This window comes from Pseudomonas donghuensis, assembly GCF_000259195.1.
Taxonomy (GTDB): domain Bacteria; phylum Pseudomonadota; class Gammaproteobacteria; order Pseudomonadales; family Pseudomonadaceae; genus Aquipseudomonas; species Aquipseudomonas donghuensis.
On sequence record NZ_JH650762.1, the window covers coordinates 30,601 to 45,711 of the forward strand.

Annotated in this window: 12 protein-coding genes; 6 read left to right on the forward strand and 6 right to left on the reverse strand. The window is 63.5% G+C overall.

From position 1 onward, the window contains the following. From UW3_RS26810 to UW3_RS0110485, 4 genes are all read right to left on the reverse strand, one after another. Positions 1-2,102: TonB-dependent receptor (locus UW3_RS26810; RefSeq protein ID WP_010222376.1), on the reverse strand; the 2,102-nt coding region annotated here is incomplete at its 3' end. Between the two features lie 162 nt (positions 2,103-2,264). Continuing rightward, positions 2,265-2,738 carry a copper chaperone PCu(A)C gene (locus UW3_RS0110475; RefSeq protein WP_010222377.1) on the reverse strand — a complete coding sequence of 158 codons (474 nt, stop codon included), beginning with the start codon at positions 2,736-2,738 and terminating at the stop codon, positions 2,265-2,267. Beyond that, positions 2,738-3,349, reverse strand: coding sequence for an SCO family protein (locus UW3_RS0110480; protein ID WP_010222378.1), 612 nt, complete (start codon positions 3,347-3,349; stop codon positions 2,738-2,740). The genes UW3_RS0110475 and UW3_RS0110480 overlap by 1 nt, the downstream gene beginning before the upstream one ends. A gap of 219 nt (positions 3,350-3,568) precedes the next feature. After that, positions 3,569-4,012 carry a GNAT family N-acetyltransferase gene (locus UW3_RS0110485; RefSeq protein WP_010222379.1) on the reverse strand — a complete coding sequence of 148 codons (444 nt, stop codon included), beginning with the start codon at positions 4,010-4,012 and terminating at the stop codon, positions 3,569-3,571. 105 nt (positions 4,013-4,117) lie between these two features. Between UW3_RS0110485 and UW3_RS0110490 the strand changes: the two genes are divergently transcribed. The 4 genes from UW3_RS0110490 (at position 4,118) to UW3_RS0110505 (ending at position 9,274) form a co-directional block, all read left to right on the forward strand. Beyond that, the gene (locus UW3_RS0110490) at positions 4,118-6,061 is read left to right on the forward strand and encodes an autotransporter outer membrane beta-barrel domain-containing protein (RefSeq protein WP_026001268.1); all 1,944 of its coding nucleotides are present in this window, start codon (positions 4,118-4,120) and stop codon (positions 6,059-6,061) included. Positions 6,062-6,259: 198 nt separating this feature from the next. Further along, positions 6,260-7,240 (forward strand): aliphatic sulfonate ABC transporter substrate-binding protein, encoded by a 981-nt coding sequence (locus tag UW3_RS0110495; protein WP_010222381.1) that lies wholly within the window; start codon positions 6,260-6,262, stop codon positions 7,238-7,240. A gap of 9 nt (positions 7,241-7,249) precedes the next feature. Beyond that, positions 7,250-8,611, forward strand: a complete 1,362-nt coding sequence (locus UW3_RS0110500) for an LLM class flavin-dependent oxidoreductase (RefSeq protein ID WP_010222382.1) — start codon at positions 7,250-7,252, stop codon at positions 8,609-8,611. 48 nt (positions 8,612-8,659) lie between these two features. After that, positions 8,660-9,274, forward strand: coding sequence for an START domain-containing protein (locus UW3_RS0110505; RefSeq protein WP_010222383.1), 615 nt, complete (start codon positions 8,660-8,662; stop codon positions 9,272-9,274). A 137-nt stretch (positions 9,275-9,411) separates the two neighbouring features. Here UW3_RS0110505 and UW3_RS0110510 read toward each other — a convergent pair whose 3' ends face one another. Beyond that, positions 9,412-10,830, reverse strand: a complete 1,419-nt coding sequence (locus UW3_RS0110510) for an amino acid permease (protein ID WP_026001269.1) — start codon at positions 10,828-10,830, stop codon at positions 9,412-9,414. Positions 10,831-11,276: 446 nt separating this feature from the next. Here UW3_RS0110510 and UW3_RS0110515 point away from each other — a divergent pair, with 446 nt between their 5' ends. Beyond that, positions 11,277-12,698, forward strand: coding sequence for an aminotransferase-like domain-containing protein (locus tag UW3_RS0110515; protein WP_010222386.1), 1,422 nt, complete (start codon positions 11,277-11,279; stop codon positions 12,696-12,698). A gap of 373 nt (positions 12,699-13,071) precedes the next feature. Here the strand turns inward: UW3_RS0110515 and UW3_RS28140 are convergent, their stop codons facing one another. After that, positions 13,072-13,404, reverse strand: a complete 333-nt coding sequence (locus UW3_RS28140; protein ID WP_148276790.1) for a YdcA family protein — start codon at positions 13,402-13,404, stop codon at positions 13,072-13,074. Positions 13,405-13,646: 242 nt separating this feature from the next. Here UW3_RS28140 and UW3_RS0110520 point away from each other — a divergent pair, with 242 nt between their 5' ends. Further along, positions 13,647-14,984 carry a ferredoxin reductase family protein gene (locus UW3_RS0110520; protein ID WP_010222389.1) on the forward strand — a complete coding sequence of 446 codons (1,338 nt, stop codon included), beginning with the start codon at positions 13,647-13,649 and terminating at the stop codon, positions 14,982-14,984. The last annotated feature ends 127 nt before the right edge of the window (positions 14,985-15,111 follow it).

Below are 15,111 nucleotides of genomic sequence, written 5' to 3' on the forward strand. Positions count from 1 at the left end.
TTGGTGCTCAGTTCCAGGGTCCGAGGCGCCCCGGGGGTGATCAGGTCCACCGAGCCGTGGGCCGAGGCGTAGTAGTCGCGGTCAAAGACGTTACGCAGGCGCAAGGCCATGTCCCACTTCGGCTGGTTGTACAGCAGTGCAGCGTCCACGGTGGTGTAGGACGGCATCACCACGACGTTGTCCAGCGCGGTGTAACGCTCATCCACATAGTTGGCGCCCATGCCCACACGCCAGTGCTCGGTCAACGAGCGTACCAGCCACAGGTTGGCGCTGGTGCGCGGGGTCAGGGTCGGGGTCTGGCCTTCGTTGGCCACACCATTGGTGCGGTTGGTGGACTTGATGATTTCGGCATCGAGGAAGGCAAAGCCGCCATAGACTTGCCACTTGTCCGTCAGTTGCCCGCTCACGGTCGCTTCGAAACCGTCGGTACGCTGCTCACCGGCCAGCACCAACTGCGCCGGGTTGGCCGGGTTGGTGGTTTTCATGTTGGTACGTTCCAGGCGGAACAAGGCCGCGGTCACCGCCAGGCGGCTGTCGAGCAAGTCCCACTTGGCGCCGATTTCGTAGTTGGTGGTCTCTTCCGGTTCCAGGCCCTGGTTGCCGGCACTGAGGGCGAAGACCTCCGACGACGGCTGGTAGGAACGGCTGACCGACACGTAGTAGGACTGGATCGCGTCCGGCTGGTAGACCAGGCCGATGCGCGGGCTCCAGGTGGTGTCGGTGCGCGACAGCTCGGTGCCGCTCAGGTCGTCGGCGTACTCCTGGTCAAACACGTCGTAACGCACCCCGAGCAGGGCCTTCCACTGCGGCGCCAGCTCAATCAGGTCCTGTACGTAGAAACCTGCGATGTCCTGGGTGGTGGTGCCCTTGGCGGTCTGGCGGTTGGCCTGGAACGGCACATCGACCAGGCCGTCACGGAACACCGGGACCTGGGCCACGTTGTTCTGGCTGAACACGCTCTGGTCCTTGACCTGCCGGCCGAGCTCCACACCGTACAACAGGTTGTGGTTCATGCCGGCCAGCAGCGCCTGCTGCTTGAGCTCGGTCTGGTTGAACCAGCCGTCTTCACTGCGTTGCACGTTGCCGCGGTTGAGCTTGACCAGCAGTTCACCATTGGCGGCGGTGACGAAGCGGGTCGGGCTGGAGTCCGCCAAGGTGTTGTTGCGGTCCAGGTCGTAGTGGTAGTAACGGCTGGTATTGCTCAAGGTGAAGTTGTCATTGATCCGGTAGTCGACACCGGCGCTGAAGGAAAACACCTCGCTGCGGGCGTAATCGTCATCCGGGTCGGCGGCGCCGAAGCGCTTGTCGCGATCGACATCGACCGGGCGGTTGCCCAAGGCCGGAATGCCGAAGTCGATCAGGCGCTTGTCGTACAGGTAGGTCGCGCCCAGGTTCAATTCCAGGTCATCGGACAGCTTGAAATAGGCCGAGGGTGCCAGGGCCTTGCGGTCGATGTAGCCATCGTCACGGAAGGTGTCGCTGTCTTCCAGGGCGCCGGTCAGACGAAAGGCCTTATCACCCTGCTGCTGGTCGGCCCAGCCGGTATCGAACTGGGTACGGCGCTTGCCCTCGCTGTCGAAGCTGACGCCCACTTCCTGCACCGGGCTGAAGGTGGGTTTCTTGCTCACGCTGTTGATCAGGCCGCCAGAGGAGCCGCGGCCATAGAGCACGGCCGCCGGGCCCTTGACCACCTCGACCCGCTCGACATTGGACAGATCGCGGTAATACAGGGCGTCGTCACGCATGCCATCGACATACATGTCGCCAATGGCACTGAAACCGCGAATCGTCACCTGGTCACGCTGGCCGTCGCCGTTGGACAAGCCAATCCCCGGCACGTTCTTGAGCACGTCCTCCATCGACTGCGCGCCCTGATCCTTGATCACGCTCGCTGGCACGACGTTGACGGTTTGCGGGATGTCACGCAGCGGCGCGTCGATTTTCAGAGCACTCCGGCTTTCGCTGGCCTTGTAGCTCTGTTCTTCATAGTTGCTGTTGACCGAGGTTGCCGGAATAGCCAGGGGTTCGGCGTGCAGCGCTGGAGCGACCAGCACGCTGAGCACGGAGAGAGAGGCCGGGTGAATGCGCGAAAGAGCCACCATGCGTTCCTTTTTTTGTAAGGATTGTAAAGAAGCGCAAATGGTAACGATTTGTAATTGAGAACTAAATACTATTACGTTTTAAATATTTTGACGCCACGCACAAAAAAGCCAGGCTGCCGTCCTTGACTGCAGCCTGGCTTGTTGTCGACCGCGTGGCGGCGATCAATGCATGTGCTGGTGGCCCGACATGGCTTCAGCATTCAGCGCCCGCACCGGCGCCTTGACTTCAATGGTCTGCTTGACGCCCTTGGCATCCTCGACCACCAGGGTCAGCGGTACCTGCTCGCCTTCCTTGAGCTGCTGGTTCAGTTGCATGAGCATCACGTGATAGCCGTTGGGGTCCAGGGTCACCGCCTTGCCGGCCGGCAGCGCGACGCTGTCGACCTCGCCCATCTTCATCACGTCGTTGTCCATGGTCATCTGGTGCACCTGCACGATCTTGGCCACCGGCGAGGCCACGCTGATCAGCTTGCTGTCGGTGCTGGCGGTGAGGGTCATGAAGGCACCGCTGGACTGCTGGTGCGCCACGGTGGCGCGTGCCCAGGCGTCGCTGACGGTGGTTTGCGCCACGGCCGGCAAGGCCAGGCCAATCAGGGCCAGCGCGGCCAGGGTACGTTTGACAGGGTTGCGAAGCATTAACACACCTCCATGACAGTGAGCAGGTCTTCTGCGCACTCTTTTGCATTGAGCGAATGGGACAGCCCCAGGCGCAACTGGCCGCGGGAATCGAAGACGTAGCTGGTCGAGGTGTGCGAGAGGGTATAGGTATCGCCGGCTGGCACCTTCTCATAGAACACACCGAACTCCCGGGCTGCCGCCGCGGTTTCTTCGAGGGTGCCGGACAGCGCCACGAACGACGGATCGAAGGCCTTGACGTAGGCGTCGAGCACTTCGGGGGTATCGCGCTCGGGGTCGAGGCTGATGAACACCACCTGCAAGAAGCCTGCGTCACGGCCCATCAGCTTCTTGATCTGCGCTGCGCGCGCCAGGGTGGTCGGGCACACCGCCGGGCACTGGGTGAACCCGAAGAACACCATCGGCATCGAACCCCAGAAACTCGACAGGGTACGGACGTTGCCTTGGGTATCCTTGAGCTTGAACGAACGGCCGAGGATCTTGTTGCTCATGTCCTTGCCGTATTTGAAGTCCAGCGCGCCACCGGAACGGGGGTCGCAACCTGCAAGGGCGCCGAGGCCCAGCAGGCTGATCCCGGCAACAACCTGGCGCCGGGTCAGTAAATCAGTCATGTAACCATCCTTTTGGGAAGGTGCCAGCCCCTGGATAGAGGGCATGTCGAGAAACCTTCGCATTTTGTCATGGCGGTGGACGCAGGTTCCAGCGCGCAGCGCCCCGTACGTCTGTATCCCAGTATTTACGGGGTGCGGCCTGTTGTCGCAGGCAGTGGCAAGAACACTCGGCAACGCCTGCCAGGTGGCGATCGCGGTGTTACTGGCAACGCTGGGCAGCTAGACACTGACAAACTCGAACTGGAGGTATCGCACCCCTTCGGGCGTTTCAATGGTTTGCACCTGTGCCCCCGCCGGCAGAACCTTTGGCCAGAAGCGCAGGCCGGCGAGGTTATCCGCCAAGACCGATAGCTCCCATCGGCCGCTGTGCAACGCGAACAACGCCTGCGCGGCGGCATGGCCAACCCCCGCCAAGCGATAGTCACTGGCGACATAGAACTCGGCCAATTCGTACTCCGTGAGCTCTTGCTGCTGGCGAACCAGGGCGAACCCTGCGATGTCGCCCTCAACCAGCAGCAGGTAGGCAAAACGCCCTGGCTCCTGCCAGTAGAGCGGTAAATAAGGGTATTCCCCTTCAACTCCGAGTTCGCGCAAATACCCCGGAAGCATCGCCTCAAAGTGGGCTTTTTCACTCTCAAGTGCGGGCTTTATCTGAACCTTCATGCTGCTAATTTCCTACATCAGTCACAAAACGGTACACATCCTGCTTACTGCGAGGCGACGCATCCTATGATGCGCCTTTCGTAACGACACATAAGGAAAAGTGCCGTGTTCAAACCGTTAGCAGTCGCTGTAAGCCTGGGTTGCGCAATGTTGTCGTCAGGCGCCAGCGCCTATGAGTATGGGGAGTTTGCCGGGCAGACCCTGGACCGTCTGATCAACGACTACCCCGGGCGTTACCGTGGTACCGCCAGTTTCGAAGGTGCTACCGCACTGATGCAATCGCAACTGGGCTTCGGCTACCAGACCCGCCGCCAGGACTTCACCTGGGCCGGCAACCGCAGCTCGCAGAACGTCATCGCTTCGGCCCCGGGCCAGAACAGCACTTACGTGGTGCTCGGCGCCCACTACGACACCTATTTCGGCCGCCCCACCCTGCAAGGCCTGGACGACAATGCCTCGGGCGCCGCGGTGCTCACCGAAATCGCCCGCAACCTCGACGGCGTGGCCCTGGAGAACGGCCTGGAAGTGGTCGGTTTTGGTGCCGAGGAAGAAGGCCTGCGCGGTTCGCGTGCCTATGTCGCGTCATTGAGCGACAGCCAGCGCGCCAACCTGCTGGGCATGATCAACCTCGACAGCCTGATCACCGGCGACAAGATGTACGCCCACGCCGCCAGCAACAGCGTCGCCAACCCGGCCTTGGGTGCCTACCGCGACCAGTTGCTGCGCATCGCCCAGGAGATGAACATCCCGCTGTTCACCAACCCTGGCCTCAACCCCGAGTACCCGGCCGGCACCGGCTGCTGCAGCGACGGCGAAAGCTTCAAGGGCCTCAACGTACCGGTGCTGTTCATCGAGGCGACCAACTGGGAGCTGGGTGAGCTGGACGGCTACGAGCAGACCGGCAACCCGGCGATCCCCGGCGGCTCGACCTGGCACGACCCGGCCGAGGACAACCAGCAGGTGCTGACCCATGCTTTCGGCCAGGAGCGCATCGACCAGCGCCTGCGCGACTTCTCGCGGCTGCTGACCCGCCTGGTGCTGGAACTGACCAACGCCGACCTGCTCGCCTCCACGGCTTCCGGCGGGGCCATGGCGCGGCAGATGGAAGACCAGTTGCAACGCCAGCACCAGGCCCTGACCCGCCTGCATGACCGCCGATGGCTGAGCCTGCTGGATGCGTCACGGGCGGTCGGCAGTGTTGACGGTGAAGTGGGTGTCGAAGGCGAAGTCTCGCCCGACAGCGGTTTTGATGCGCCGGGCAACCCGGAGTCGAAACGGGTGGGGGTCTATGGCGTCGCTGACTACCGCCTCAACGAAGCCCTGACCGTCGGTGCCAGCCTGAGCTTTCAGCGCAGCCGCGATTCGCTCGAGCATGGCGGACGCATCGAAGGCGATGCCTGGCAAGCCGGGCTGTTCGCCCTGCTCAACGACGGCGGCCCGCAATGGCTGGCCGGCGAGCTGAGCGCCGGGCACACCCGCTTCGATAGCAAGCGTTCGGTGTACATCCAGGCCAACAATGGCCCGGTGTTGCTCGACCAGCGCCTGAGCGGCGACACCTCGGCGTGGTTCTGGGGCGCACGGCTGGACGGCGGCTACGACTTCAGCTTCGGCGCCTTGAAAACCGGCCCGGTCGCCGGCCTGGACTACATGCATTACCGCATCGACGACTTCAGCGAAGACGACAACCTGCGCACCGCCCTGGGCTACGAGCAGCAGAACTACGACGCCCTCGAAGCCAGCCTCGGCTGGCGCCTGCATGGCAGCGTCGGCCTGGGCGCGAACATGGCCCTGCAACCCTACGCCAGCGTGCGCTGGGTGCGCGAGCTGGCCGATGGCCGCCTGGATGAAATCGCCCTGCCCAGCCATGCCGACGGCCGCGTGCGGGTGGCCGACATGGGCAGCGTCGACAAGGACTTTGGCCGTGCGCAATTGGGTGCGCAGTTGATGTTCACCGAGCAGTTGGGCGTGTTTGCCGAAGTGAACAGCCGCTTTGCCCATAGCGAGGGTAATCAGGCCGGCTACTCGCTGGGCGTGCAATGGCAGTTTTAACCCTGTAGGAGCGGGCTTGCCCCGCGATAGCGGTCTGTCAGTCATATCGCAATCGCGGGGCAAGCCCGCTCCCACAGGAATAAAAGGATATAAAAATAACAAAACAATCTAACAATTTGGAATAAACAAATTGAAGGGCCTGCGCGGGCTCCTTATATTTTCGGGCATGCCTTGCCCTTGAATCCCAGGAGTCCGCCCATGTCGCACACCCCCCATTCCCCTTTGCGCCGCTTGCTCACCGGCGGCCTGTTTGCCACCTTTGCCGCGCTGCTACTGCCCGGCTCGCTGGCCCATGCCGAACCGAGCAAGACCCTGCGCATCGGCTACCAGAAGTTCAACAGCATCAACATTCTCAAAGGCAGCGGCGCCCTGGAAAAAGCCCTGGCACCGCAAGGGGTGAGCGTCAGCTGGTACGAATTTGCCGCCGGCCCACAACTGCTCGAAGCCTTGAGCACCGGCGCCATCGACCTTGGCCACGCCGCCGACGCGCCCTCGGTGTTCGCCCAGGCCGCCGGCAAACCGGTGGTCTACCTGGCCGCCGAACAGCCCTACCCCAAAGGCATCGGCCTGGTGGTGCGCGAGCAGGACAAGATCGCCAGCGTCGCCGCCCTCAAGGGCCAGCGCGTGGCCACCGGCCGCGGCTGGAACGCCCAGTACCTGCTGGCCGTGGCCCTGCAGGACGCCGGCCTGAGCTACAAGGACATCACCCCGGCCTACGTCAACAACGCCGCCGACGCCGTGGCCGCACTGCAGTCGGGTAGCGTCCAGGCCGTGACCCTGTGGGACCCCTTCCTCGCCGCCGCGGAAAAACAACCGGGCCTGAAGAACCTGCGTGACGGCAGCGGGCTGTCCAACAACCGCACCTTCTACCTGTCGTCGGCGGCCTTTGCCGACAACAACCGCGCGCTGCTGAAAACCTTCTTCAGCGAGCTGGCCAAGGTCAGCAGCTGGGCCAACCAGCAGCCCGACGAAGTCGCCGCCCTGCTGGCGCCGCAACTGGGTATCGGCGCCGACGTGCTGCAGGTGGCCAGCGAGCGGCGCAACTACAACGCCGTGGCCATCGACGCGCAGATCACCGCCGAGCAGCAGAAGCTTGCCGACACCTTCCAGGGCCTGGGCCTGATCCCCAAGCCGCTGAAGGTGGCCGACGCGGTCTACCCGGTGTCGGTCCTGCCTTGAGTACAGCCCATGTCCAAGACCATCCGCTTCAACGCCTTCAGCATGAACGCCGCCACCCACCAGTCCCCCGGGCTGTGGCGCCATCCGCGCAACACCAGCGTCGATTTCAATCGCCTGGACTACTGGACCGACCTTGCCCGCCTGCTCGAACGCGGGCTGTTCGATGCGCTGTTCATCGCCGATGTGCTGGGCATCTATGACGTGTACCAGGGCAGCGCCGACGGTGCCCTGCGCGGCGGCGTGCAGGTGCCGGTCAACGACCCGCTGCTGATCGTCCCGGCCATGGCCGGGGTCACCGAGCACCTGGGTTTTGGCGTGACCTTTTCACTGAGCTACGAGCACCCCTACCCCTTCGCCCGGCGCATGTCCACGCTCGATCACCTGAGCGCCGGCCGGGTGGGCTGGAACATCGTCACCGGCTACCTCGACAGCGCCGCGCGCAACCTCGGCCTGGCCCGGCAACTGGGCCACGACGAGCGCTATGAGCTGGCCGAAGAATACCTGCAGGTGCTGTACAAGCTCTGGGAAAAAAGCTGGGACGACGATGCGCTGGTGCAGGATCGCGCCAGCGGCCAGTTCCTCGACCCGGCCCGGGTGCACCCGATCAACCACCAGGGCGAGCACTTCCAGGTGCCCGGCATTCACCTCAGCCAGCCCTCGCCGCAGCGCACGCCGGTACTGTTCCAGGCCGGCGCTTCGCCACGGGGCCTGCGCTTTGCCGCCGATCATGCCGAATGCGTGTTCATCAGCGCCCCCACGCAAACGGCGCTGAGCGGCTATGTCGAGGCGATTCGCAAGGCCAGCCGTGAAGCCGGGCGGCCTGAACAGGACGTGCTGATCTACGCCCAGGCCCTGTTGATTGTTGGCGAAGATCGCCAGGCTGCCGAAGCCAAACTGCAGGAGTACCGCCAGTACGTGGACGTCGAGGCGGCGCTGACCCTGCTGTCGGGCTGGACCGGCATCGATTTCGCAGGCGTCGACCCCGATTCGTTGATCGAATACATCGACAACGACGCCGGCCGCACCGCCCTGGCGGTGTTCACCAAGGCCGACCCGAAGCGGCGCTGGACCGTGCGCGAAGCCGCCGAGTTCGTCAGCCTCGGCGGCCGTGGCCCGGTCTTGCTCGGCTCGCCCGCGCACATTGCCGACCAGTTGGAAGACTGGCTCGACAGCACCGGTATCGACGGTTTCAACCTCACCTATGCAGTGGTACCGGACGACCTGCAAGCGGTGGTCGAGCAGGTGGTGCCCGAGCTGCAGCGCCGTGGCCGCTACCGCACTGCGTATGAGGACGGCACCTTGCGCCACAAGCTGTTTGGCCGCGGTGACCGCTTGGCGCCCGAGCACAAGGGCCGGCTCGTCCAGATTTGATGCCAGGCACTATGCTCTGAACAGTCGCCCAGCCGCTGGAGCCTGTTCATGAGCCGTCGCCTTGTTCTGTGCCTGCTGCTGACCCTCAGCACCTGGGCCGGTGCCGCTGAACGCTGGCATCTGGCCCAGGACGAAGACGGTATCAAGGTCTACCTCAGCGAGGTGCCAGGTTCGCAATACCAGCAGTTTCGCGGCGTAGCCCTGATCAAAGCCAGCGTGCGCACCCTGAGCGATTTGCAGGAAAACCTGCGGGTCGCCTGCAAATGGCTGTATGGCTGCGCCGACATGCGCCTGCTCAAGGTCGAGGGCGACCGCACCTGGGTCTACCTGACCACCGCCCTGCCCTGGCCGGCCAGCACCCGCGACATGGTGATCCTGGTGCACAGCGAGCGCCGCGACGACGGTAGCCTGGTGCGTCACCTCAAGGCGGTGCCCGGCATGGTCAAGCATGTGCCGGGGCAGATCCGCGTGCGCCAGCTCAAGGGGCTCTGGACCCTGGTGCCCAAAGGCGAACACCTCACCGAAGTGACCTATGAACTGCAGGCCGATCCGGCCGGGGACATCCCCTCGTGGCTGGCCAACCAGTTCGTCCTCGATGCGCCGACCATCTCCTTGCGCACCTTGCGTGCAGTGGCCGAGCGCCAGGGCGGCGCAACGCCCTGAGCAGGCCTGCAGGGGGCGCACCAGGCCCTGCGCGGACAGGACCGGGGAGATTTTGCGGGTTGTTTGCGGGCCTCATCGCGGGTCAAGCCCGCTCCCACAGATTTTGTGGGAGCGGGCTTGACCCGCGATCAGATGCTTCAGGACAGGGCTTTTTTCGCCGCCCGCACGTGCAACACCGCGCCCATCAAGGCCACGACAATCGCCGCCGCACCGGTGGAGAACACCAGCACCTGGTAGTCCGGCACAAAGGCCATGGTCACCAGGCAGCCGATGATGAACACGATCACCAGGTAGGTCAGCCACGGGAACAGCCACATTTTCAGGCGGATCGGCTTGCCTTCGGCTTCCAGCTTGCGGCGCATCTTCAGTTGCGAGAAGGCGATCACCAGGTACACCAGCAAGGCAATCATGCCGGTGGTGTTCATCAGCACATCGAGCACGTCTTTCGGGCGCAGGGTTTCGCTGAAGTTGATCAGCGCCACGAACACCGCCACCGAGCAGGAACCGATGATCGAGAACACCGGCACGCCGGTACCGGCACGGGTGATCTTGAAGAACGACGGCGCATCGCCACGGGTCGACAGCGAGAACAGCATGCGCGACGCGGTGTAGTGCGCGGAGATCAGGCAGCTGCTCACCGAGGTCAGGACCACGAAGTTCATCACCAACTCGGCACCCGGGATGCCCAGCAGCTCCAGGGTCCGGCGGTACGAGCCATAGCCCGAGGTGCCCATCAGCGGGTCATTCCACGGCACCAGGGCGACGATCAGGAAGATCGAGCCGACGTAAAACAGGCACACCCGCCAGACCACCGAGTTGGTCGCCTTGACGATCTGCTCGGACGGGTTCTTCGACTCGGCGGCAGCGATGGTGACGATTTCCGCGCCGAGGAAGGCGAACATCACCCCGAGCATGGCGACGACCACCGTCTCAATGCCATTGGGCATGAAACCTTGCGCGGTGAGGTTGCTCAGGCCATGGACCTCGCCTGTGGGCCAGAGGTTGACCACCGCCAACCCGCACACCACAAGGAAACAGATGATCGCCACGACCTTTATCAAGGCGAACCAGAACTCGAACTCGCCGTAGTGCTTGACGTTGAAGAAGTTGACGCTGATCAGCACCAGGGTGGTGGCCAGGACGAAGACGTTGACGCTGACCGAGGGGAACCAGCCGTGCAGGATCTTGCCGGCGACGTAGGCTTCCCAGGCCATCAAAATGACCCAGAACCACCAGTACAACCAGCCGATGGTGAAGCCCGCCCAGCGGCCGATGGCGCGCTCGGCATAGGTGGAGAACGAGCCGGTGTCGGGCGACGAAGTCGCCATTTCACCGAGCATGCGCATGATCAGCACCACCAGGATGCCGCCAGCCAGGTAGGCCAGAATGGCCGCGGGGCCGGCGCTGTGAATCACACTGCCGGAGCCGACGAACAATGCGCCGCCGATGACCCCGGCGATCGACATCATGGTCAGGTGGCGAGACTTGAGCGAAGCGCTGAGCTTGCTCTCGTGCTCCACCTTCGCTGTGGAAGTGGAAGTGGATGTTGCGTCCATCAGTAGCTACCTCGTGTTCTTTTTATGCAAGGAAACTCGTGGGACCGCCTGCTACAGCGGTCTCACCCATTCAAACGTGTGAAAGTGCGGGCAGCCGACATCGCCCGGCCCAGTTGACCGGGTCGGCGACGGTGCTCACGGGGCCAGCGGAGTGCCTCTGGTCGGATTGAACGGTGCAATGGCGCGATGGCGGATCAGTGCCATCTGTGCGCAAGGAGCGGTTGGGCGGCGCCCAAGGGTGAAAGCATCAGTGTCATTGTGATTATTCATACTGCTTCAACGTGCTTTAGCTAGCGGTAACAGACCCCTAATGTAAAAATGTCCGACACATAGAGCCATGCACAGCGCGATGAAAAATCCACTGCACTGTACAGGCCGCCGATGCAGTACACCGCGATTTCCTGCAGGCGCCCGGCGTTACGCACACCTGAAGGCACAGCTTCCCCATGCTTGAATTACGAGCCGACGCATCGCCCCCGCTGGTCAACCAGATCATCAACGGGCTGCGTGAGTTGATCGAGAACCAGACCCTCAAACCCGGTGCCAAGGTACCGTCGATCCGCGCCTTCGCCGCCACCTACTCGGTCAGCACCTTCACCGTGGTCGAGGCCTACGACCGCCTGGTCGCCCAGGGTTTGCTGGTCAGCCGTGGCAATGCCGGGTTCTTCGTCAACCGTGCGGCCGTGGAGCTGATCGAAAACCAGACCAAGGAACTGGCGCCGGGCAAGCCGGAATTCAACTCCGAGTGGTACCTGCAGCAGATCTTCGAAAGCCGTCAGCTTGAGTTCAAGCCCGGTTGCGGCTGGCTGCCCAATGACTGGATGTTCGAAGACGGCCTGCGCCGGGGCATGCGCCAGGTCGCCAGCAGCGTGCTGGAACTGAGCGGTTACGGCGACCCCATGGGCCTGCTGGAGCTGCGCACCCTGACCGCGCAGAACCTGCAGCAGGACCTGCGCATCGTCGCCAACCCCAACCAGCTGATGCTCACCCACGGCGCCAGCCAGGCCCTGGACCTGGCCGTGCGCACCCTGGTGCGCCCCGGTGACGTGGTGCTGGTGGACGACCCCGGCTACCCCAACCTGATGAGCATCCTGCGCTTTCAGGGCGCCACCTTGCTGGGCGTACCGCGCACCCCGAATGGCTACGACCTCGACCACCTGGAGCGCCTGCTTGAACACCACCGCCCGACGGTGTTTTTCACCCAGCCGCACCTGCACAGCCCGACCGCCTCGCGCACGCCGCTGGCGCAATTGCACCGCCTGCTGCAACTGGCGGCGCGCCACGGCTTTCGCCTGGTGGAGAACAACCTCTACGCCGACATGATCAACGAGCCGCTGCCGTGCCTGACCAGCCTCGATCATTTGCAGCAGGTGGTGTACGTCGGCAGCTACTCGAAGAGCATCTCGCCGAACGTGCGGGTCGGCTTCATGCTGGCCAGCCCGGCATTGATGCAGCAACTGCTGCAACTGAAAATGCGCTCCGGCCTGACCACCTCGCAGGTGATGGAACGGGTGGTGTACGCCGCCATCACCGATGGGCGCTGGCGCAAGCACCTCAAGCGCCTGCGCCAGCGCCTGGCCGAGGCGCAGCAGCAGGTCAGCGAACACCTCACCCGGCTGGGTTTCGAGCGTTTTATCGAAGGTGACGAAGGCATGTACCTGTGGACCCGCCACCCGGCCATCGCCGACAGCGCGGCGCTGGTCGATGACGCGCTGGCGCAAGGCATCATGCTCGGCCCTGGGCAGTTGTTCATGGTCGACTCACAGGCGACCGGGTGGATGCGCTTCAACGTCGCGTTCAGTACCGAGGCGGCGTTGTGGGAGAAGCTGGAGAAGTTGCTGGTCAAGCATGGGCGGCGGGGGCAATAGCGCCTGCGACCGCTTTGCGCTCGATCGCTGGCAAGTCCAGCTCCCACAAGTACGACGGCGCCCTCTCGGTTGATGCATGACCTGTGGGAGCTGGGCCAGTACAGCCTGCACATTTGGTGTTGCCTGAATTACGACCGCTGCGCGCTCGATCGCTGGCAAGTCCAGCTCCCACCAGTACGCCAGCGCCCTCTCGGTTGACACATGACCTGTGGGAGCTGGCTTGCCAGCGATGAGGCCAGTACAGCCAGCGCATTCAGCGTTGCCTGAATCCCGCTCCCACAACTTCCAAGATTGGCATACGACCTGTGGGAGCGGGCTTGACCCGCGATGAGGCCGGTACAGCCAGCCAAAATCCCAGCCTATTCAACCACCCTCACCGCCGCCGATAACTCTTTTTGCCACTGGGCGTCAGGCAGTAAACCCCACCCCGCGGCCCGGTACAAAACGACCCGGAGCCACAACCACAGCCCTCGCTCGCCCCGCGCAGCGGCTGCAGCGAAGGCCGCGCGGCGCTGCCGCCCATGTACGCGGTACAGCTCTTCTTCGAACCGCTGATCGACCCGTCATTGCACAAAAACAGGTCGCCATCACAGCCGGCAATCCCACCCTTGCGCCCGGAACACGGCGTATTGGCCGCCAACGCCGTGGACGCCGCCAACACCAGTACCAGGGCCAACCCCAACCGCCCGGAAATAGAACGCGCCACAGCACCGCCTCCGCAGAAAGTGGCCGAATGCTATCAGTCTTGCCTTGGCGCAGCAAAGCACCGGCGACGGGTGCCCTGCACCTTCGCCGAGGGCGTAATGAGTAACGTTCTTGACCAAGCCTGTCGTTAACTCCCCAACCAGTTGATCTGCATCAACATTTAACCGGTTAACCAGAACGTTCATCCCTACCCTGCCCGCTGAAGGCTGAGAATGTCTCCAGGATTCACAGTGGAGAGCCAAGTTGAAGCGCATCAAGATAGCGTTGTGGTCGTTGTTCATAGGGTTAACCGTGCTATGGGCGCTGGCAGATACCTTCCTGCCGACCCCACTGAGCTATTTCTCGCTGCGTACTGTACTGGTGCAATACACCGGCGTGATCGCGATAGCGGCCATGAGCGTGGCAATAATGCTCGCCGTGCGCCCGCGCCGTCCGGAGCCCCTGCTTGGCGGGCTGGACAAGATGTATCGCCTGCACAAATGGCTCGGCATCAGCGCCCTGGTGTTCGGTAGCGTGCACTGGGTCTGGGCCAAGGGCACCAAGTGGGCCGTCGGCTGGGGCTGGCTGACCAAGCCGGCCAAGGGCGGCGGTGTGGCGCCAGAACTGGGCGCAATCGAGCAGGCGCTGCGCAGCCAGCGCGGCCTGGCCGAAACCCTTGGGGAATGGACGTTCTACGTCATCGGGGTGCTGATCATACTGGCCCTGATCAAGCGTTTCCCGTACCACTGGTTTGCCAAGACCCACACTGTTCTGGCGGCACTCTATCTGGTGCTGGTGTTCCACACCGTGGTGCTGCTCAAGTTCGAGTACTGGCTGCAACCTATCGGCATCGTTACCGCCCTGCTGCTGATCGGCGGCACGCTGGCGGCGTTGCAGGCGTTGTTCAAGCGCATCGGCAAGCAGCGCAAGGTCCAGGGCCAAATCCGGACCCTGATCCACTACCCAGAGGCGAACCTGCTGGAAACCCATATCGCCCTGCAAGGGGGCTGGCCCGGGCACCAGGCCGGACAGTTCGCCTTCGTGACCTCATCGGAGTCCGAGGGGCCGCACCCTTACACCATCGCCTCTGCCTGGGAACCGCAGGCCGCGCAGCTGCGCTTTATCACCAAAGGGCTGGGCGATCACACCCGCCGACTGCCAACGCGCCTGAAAGAAGGCGACCGAGTGACGATAGAAGGCCCTTACGGTTGCTTCACCTTCGAAGACCAAAAACCGCGGCAGATCTGGATCGGTGCCGGCATTGGCATCACACCCTTTGTGGCCCGGTTAAAGCAGCTGGCGCTGGAGCCTGACCGGCAACACCGTATTGACCTGTTTCATCCCTGCAGCGTGTATTCGCCCGACGTCATCGATAACTTGCGGGCCGACGTGGCGGCTGCGGGCGTGCGCTTGCACCTATTGGTGTCAGGCCAGGATGGCCGGCTGAGCGGCGAACGCCTGCGCAAGGAAATTGCCGATTGGCAGGAAGCGAGTATCTGGTACTGCGGGCCAGCGGACCTGGGGCAGTCCCTGCGCGAAGACCTGGTGGCCCATGGGCTGAAGCCGAACGACTTCCATCAAGAGCTGTTCCAGATGCGCTGACGATCAGAGCAAGTGGCGCGCCAGCAGCCCGGGCTGCTGCCGCCACCAGCATCGCCACCCCGGACAGGGTCAACACCACCCGGCGGAAGGTCACCTCGCTGATACCGATGTACACCCGCGTACCGGT

Bases quoted from the DNA above. Each gene is read 5' to 3' on its own strand.
- UW3_RS0110475 (WP_010222377.1), bottom strand. From the start codon at position 2,738: ATGCTTCGCAACCCTGTCAAACGTACCCTGGCCGCGCTGGCCCTGATT.
- UW3_RS0110480 (WP_010222378.1), bottom strand. From the start codon at position 3,349: ATGACTGATTTACTGACCCGGCGCCAGGTTGTTGCCGGGATCAGCCTG.
- UW3_RS0110485 (WP_010222379.1), bottom strand. From the start codon at position 4,012: ATGAAGGTTCAGATAAAGCCCGCACTTGAGAGTGAAAAAGCCCACTTT.
- UW3_RS0110495 (WP_010222381.1), top strand. From the start codon at position 6,260: ATGTCGCACACCCCCCATTCCCCTTTGCGCCGCTTGCTCACCGGCGGC.
- UW3_RS0110500 (WP_010222382.1), top strand. From the start codon at position 7,250: ATGTCCAAGACCATCCGCTTCAACGCCTTCAGCATGAACGCCGCCACC.
- UW3_RS0110505 (WP_010222383.1), top strand. From the start codon at position 8,660: ATGAGCCGTCGCCTTGTTCTGTGCCTGCTGCTGACCCTCAGCACCTGG.
- UW3_RS0110510 (WP_026001269.1), bottom strand. From the start codon at position 10,830: ATGGACGCAACATCCACTTCCACTTCCACAGCGAAGGTGGAGCACGAG.
- UW3_RS0110515 (WP_010222386.1), top strand. From the start codon at position 11,277: ATGCTTGAATTACGAGCCGACGCATCGCCCCCGCTGGTCAACCAGATC.